Origin of the sequence: Oscillibacter sp. CU971 (genome assembly GCF_905219725.1) — a bacterium.
GTDB lineage: Bacteria > Bacillota > Clostridia > Oscillospirales > Oscillospiraceae > Oscillibacter.
In genome coordinates this window covers 1-4,528 of sequence record NZ_CAJMXG010000228.1, presented here as the reverse complement: position 1 = coordinate 4,528, position 4,528 = coordinate 1, and the positions used below count along the sequence as shown (strand labels likewise).

At 62.9% G+C, this 4,528-nt stretch carries 3 protein-coding genes; 2 read left to right on the top strand and 1 reads right to left on the bottom strand.

Annotated features, from left to right (window positions below; all coding sequences use genetic code 11):
• Positions 1-446: 446 nt before the first annotated feature.
• Positions 447-881, bottom strand: coding sequence for a CBS domain-containing protein (locus JX325_RS12965; protein ID WP_204791525.1), 435 nt, complete (start codon positions 879-881; stop codon positions 447-449).
• Positions 882-1,212: 331 nt separating this feature from the next.
• Here JX325_RS12965 and JX325_RS12960 point away from each other — a divergent pair, with 331 nt between their 5' ends.
• Both JX325_RS12960 and JX325_RS12955 read left to right on the top strand, forming a co-directional pair.
• Positions 1,213-1,596 carry a BlaI/MecI/CopY family transcriptional regulator gene (locus JX325_RS12960; protein WP_204791524.1) on the top strand — a complete coding sequence of 128 codons (384 nt, stop codon included), beginning with the start codon at positions 1,213-1,215 and terminating at the stop codon, positions 1,594-1,596.
• The gene (locus tag JX325_RS12955; RefSeq protein WP_204791523.1) at positions 1,593-4,424 is read left to right on the top strand and encodes a M56 family metallopeptidase; all 2,832 of its coding nucleotides are present in this window, start codon (positions 1,593-1,595) and stop codon (positions 4,422-4,424) included. The genes JX325_RS12960 and JX325_RS12955 overlap by 4 nt, the downstream gene beginning before the upstream one ends.
• Positions 4,425-4,528: the final 104 nt, after the last annotated feature.

Here is a 4,528-nt window from a genome sequence, read left to right as displayed (position 1 = left end):
GCTTCCGGTGTCGGCGGGGGCGGAGGTGTCGGCAGGGGCGGAGGTGTCGGCAGGGGCGGAGCTTCCGCCGCCTGTGCCGGTGACCTTATCGCCGCCGCAGGCGGAGAGGAGCATGGCCAGCATGAGGACGGCCATCAGCAGAGAGAATTTCTTTTTCATCGTTCTTCCTCTTTTCGGGATTGGATTTTGCGAGGGTTGAAGCCAACTCTTGCAAGTATGTGCTTATCATACCATAAAATGCCCCTTTTTACAAGGGGACATTTTAGCGTAGTAAATAATTTTTGCAAGTTAACATGAATATTCCTGCATCGAAAGGCGTTTTTGTGAAAGTTTTCAGGCCAATTTCCACGAATGCGGAGAAACTGCACAAAGGGACTCCTCCTAAAAATTATAATTTTGTGCAAAAATGCAGGCCGCCCGGTGAGGGGCGGCCTTTTGGGTGCCGTTTACACGATTTTTCGGAGGGTGGGCTGGGCCTCCTTCTCCTCGGCGAGACACCGGATGATGTCCTGCCGGGTGACGATGCCGATGAAGCTGTTGAGATCGTCCACCACAGGGACAAAATTCTGGCGGACGATGGTGTCCAGCAGCTCGTCCACGGAGGCGGTGATGCGGACGGAGGGGTTTTCCCGGAGGATGTCCCGGNCGTGGAGCCGTTCCAGCTCCTTCACGGAGCAGGGACAAGGGGTGCTNTCGTCCGGCAGANGCNGCNAGAGGNAATCNCCCTCGCTGACGGTGCCTACATACTGGCCCTTGCGGTTGATGACGGGGACGGCGCTGCGGCCGTGATGCCGGAGCTTTTCCAGGCCCTGGCGTATGGTGTTGTCGTCGTACAGGTAGGCGACGCGATGCTTCGGCGTCAGAAGGTAAGCGATATTCACAATGATGCCTCATTTCTGATGGGCAGGCGGGCCGGCCCGCCTGGGTCATAGTGGGGGTGAGGTGCATATCTATAATATACAGGAAGGGCCTGGATAAATGGTGAACAGTTTATGAAATCTGCCGGGGAGCCGCCTGAAAAATGGCGCGCCCTCCGGCGGCGGGGGACTTGCCGCCGGGGCCCGGCTTTCCGCGGGAATCCCGCCGGATTCCGGGAAGCGCGGCAGGCGCTTTTATTATTTCCGAGCTTAAAGCGCGGAAATAATATTTTGTTGACATTGTAGACTTCCTGTGCTATACTATGTCTACAATGTAGACAAGGAGGCGCAGAAAATGGAGCGCGTCAAACTGACTTCCAGCGAGTGGAACGTCCTGGGCTGCCTGTGGNAGCAAAGCNCCCGGACGGCCATGCAGATTGTAAGCGAGCTGGAGCGCACGGTGGGCTGGCACAGAAGCACCACCATCACCATCCTCCACCGTATGGAGGCCAAGGGTCTGCTGCGCTGTGAGNAGGCGGGCCGGGGAAAGGCGTATGTCCCTCTTGTGGACCGGGAGCAGGCAGAGGTGGCCGAAACTCGGAGCTTTTTGGACCGGGTGTACCGGGGCAGCGTGGGGATGATGATGAGCGCCATGGCCCAGCGGCAGGAGNTGTCCGGCGATGAGATCGCGGAGCTCCGGGCCATTTTGGATCANGCGGAGAAGGGAGAACCTCAATGANCGCGTTTTTGCTGAACTGGGTGCTGACGGCCTCGGCGCTGACGGCGGCGGTGCTTCTCCTCCGGGCGGCCTTCGGGCGGCGGATCAGCGCCCGGCTGCGGTATGCCCTTTGGGCGGTGGTCCTGGCCCGGCTTTTGGTGCCCGGACAGTTCTTCACCGCCCCTGTGGAAGCGCCCCGGGTGCTCCCGGAGCTCTCCACGATTCAAACGCTTCCCAGAGGGCCCCAGGCCCCGGTGGAAAAAACCGGCCCTGCCCAAGGGGACGCGGCCGGACAGCCCGTCCAGGCCCTCCCCGTCCCCGCCGGGGAGGAAGCCGCCGCTCCGGCGGCCCGCCGGCCTCTGGACCCCTGGGCCCTGCTGGGCGGAATTTGGCTGGCGGGGGCGGCGGCAATGGCGGCGGCGTTCCTGCTCTCCAACCTGAGCTTTGCCCGGCGGCTGCGGCGGCTCCGGGTTCCTCTGGCGGCGGAGTGCCCCCTGCCGGTCTATACCCTGGCGGGCCTGCCCTCCCCCTGCCTGTTCGGCGTGCTCCGCCCGGCGGTGTACGTCACCCCGGAAACGGCGGCGGGCCCGGAGATGCTCCGCCATGTGCTGGCCCATGAGGTCACGCATTTCCGCCAGGGGGACCACCTCTGGTCGCTGCTCCGGTGCGCGGCCCTGGCGGTCCACTGGTGGAACCCCCTGGTGTGGCTGGCGGTGGTTCTCAGCCGCCGGGACGCGGAGCTGGCCTGTGACGAGGGGACGCTGAAGCGCTTGGGCGACGNCGAACGCNGGGCCTATGGCTCCACCCTGCTGGCCCTGGTCNCCGCCANGCCCNGGCCCGGGGACCTGCTCCGCTGTGCCACCACCATGACGGGGGACAAGCGGAGCCTTCGAGAGCGGGTGCGGCGCATCGCCCGGGCTCCGAAGCGCTGGCTGTGGGCGGCGGTGCTGTCCGCGGCCTTGGCCCTTCTGGTCTGCGCCTGTTCCTTCGCCAAATCCGAGACTCTGGAGACGCCGGAGGATAGGCCCCTAACGGCGGAGGAGCTGGAGCGGTTCAATACCGAAGTGTTCAACGGCGGCGGCTTCAACATGATGAACCAGTTTCTCTGCCTAGCCATGGAGGCTCCGAAGGATTACCGGCAGATCGACCTCTNCGTACTCTTCTACAACGGCACGGGAGAGCCCATGGAGGTGACGGAGGAGGAGCGCCAAGCCGTGGCGGAGGCGGACTATGGCGGCGAGGACCCCATGGTGGACCTTGTGAAATGTCCTGCCTCTGAGATGGACGCGGTTTTGCAGAAGTACCTGGGTCTCACCCTTGACGAGACGGACCGGTGGTGTTTGGACCGATTCACCTATTTGGAGGAATACGATGCCTACTATGACTTCCACGGCGACACGAACTATCCCGGCGAGGTGACCTTCACCTCCGGAAAATGGAAGGACGGCAAGGTTCTTTTGTACTACGAGGGCAGCGGCTTTCCCGGGCTCAGCAGCGGGNACGGCGAGATGAACATGGTCTCCTCCGGCCCGNCGNNTGTGACGCTGGNGCCGCAAAAGGACGGCGGCTACCGCTTCTTAAGCAACTGGGTCCGGAACGACGACCCACCCGTCATTCCCACGGCCTACCCGGCCTGGGAGCCGGAGCGGGTCATCCCCCTGGACGGCGTGGAGCCCTATCGGGCCCCGGAGCTCCAGGTGGAGCGGCGCGGCGGCACGNCGGAAACGCTGTACACCACACGCTTTGAACCCTTTGCGGACAGGGACGACGGCTTTCATATAGAGATCTGCCGCTCCGGAGACGGCGACCTCTATGCCGCCGTGGCGGTCTCCGCCACAGAGCGGGACTGCTTTTTAACCGTGCCCGGAAAGGACTCCGCCGGGTGGACGGCGGAGGGCAGCGTGGAGCCCTTTACACACCTGTNCGGCCAATCCGGCCTGCGGATTTCCTACTACGGCCAGCTGACCGAACACTCCTTCGGCAAGATCAACGACTATTACACCTTCTCCGGCGACGGTACGCCCTCCCTGCTCCTCNGGGCCCTGGGAAACGTGACCGAGNCGGACCTGGACGGGGACGGCGTGCGGGAGGTGGCCGCCTCCGACGGGTGGAATGTCTCCCGGCTCTTCTTCCTGCGGGACGGGACCCTTTTCGAGGCGGACCTGGACGCCCTCATTCATGACGCATGGCCCGAGGCGGGATATCTGGAATCCGGCTTCTGGGACCCGGACGGGCGGTACCTCTCCATGTCTGTGGAGGTCCCCCTCCCCGGCTATGACATCACGGTCACGGGCTACCGGACGCTGTTTTTCGACGGGGAAAGCCTTCGGATTTATAAGGACGAGAGCGGCTCCACGGATCATATCTCCAACAGCTTAAAGACCCCTCCGGCGGAGGTGCTGCGGCAGGCGGCGCTGTTCGTGGACACGCAGTTCCAGACCCGGGCGGCGGAGGGCTACGGCGTTGACGGCTCCGGGCGCTACGACGAGGAGAACTTCGGTCCGGGGAACGCCGTCTGGGACGACTGGCGCCTTACCGATCTGACCGGGCCGTCCTATGAGGATTTCGGGGATCTTCGCATCGAGATTTGGAACCTGAGCTATGAGATCCACACCACGACCCCGGACCGGATTGTCCTGGCGGGCGGGTCCTACCTGGGGGAGGACGGCTGGTGCATGATCGGCTACCCGGGATGCGATTACTTGTGCTTCCATCTGGACGAAAACGGGAAGCGGACCTTCCTGTTCTCCCGAATGGAAAATGACTGCTTCCCCGGCTCGGAGCTGTTCCGGGAGGATCTGGCCCGCGCCCTGGAAAACGAGGGACTGCTGTCTCCGGACGAAGGCTGAGAAAGAGCCCTGTTTTTCGATAAAGTTTTAAGGAAACGCTGATTTAATCCCCCGAAATGATAGCAGATGTGATAAAATGATAAAATAAGGAAAAGGGGGCGCGG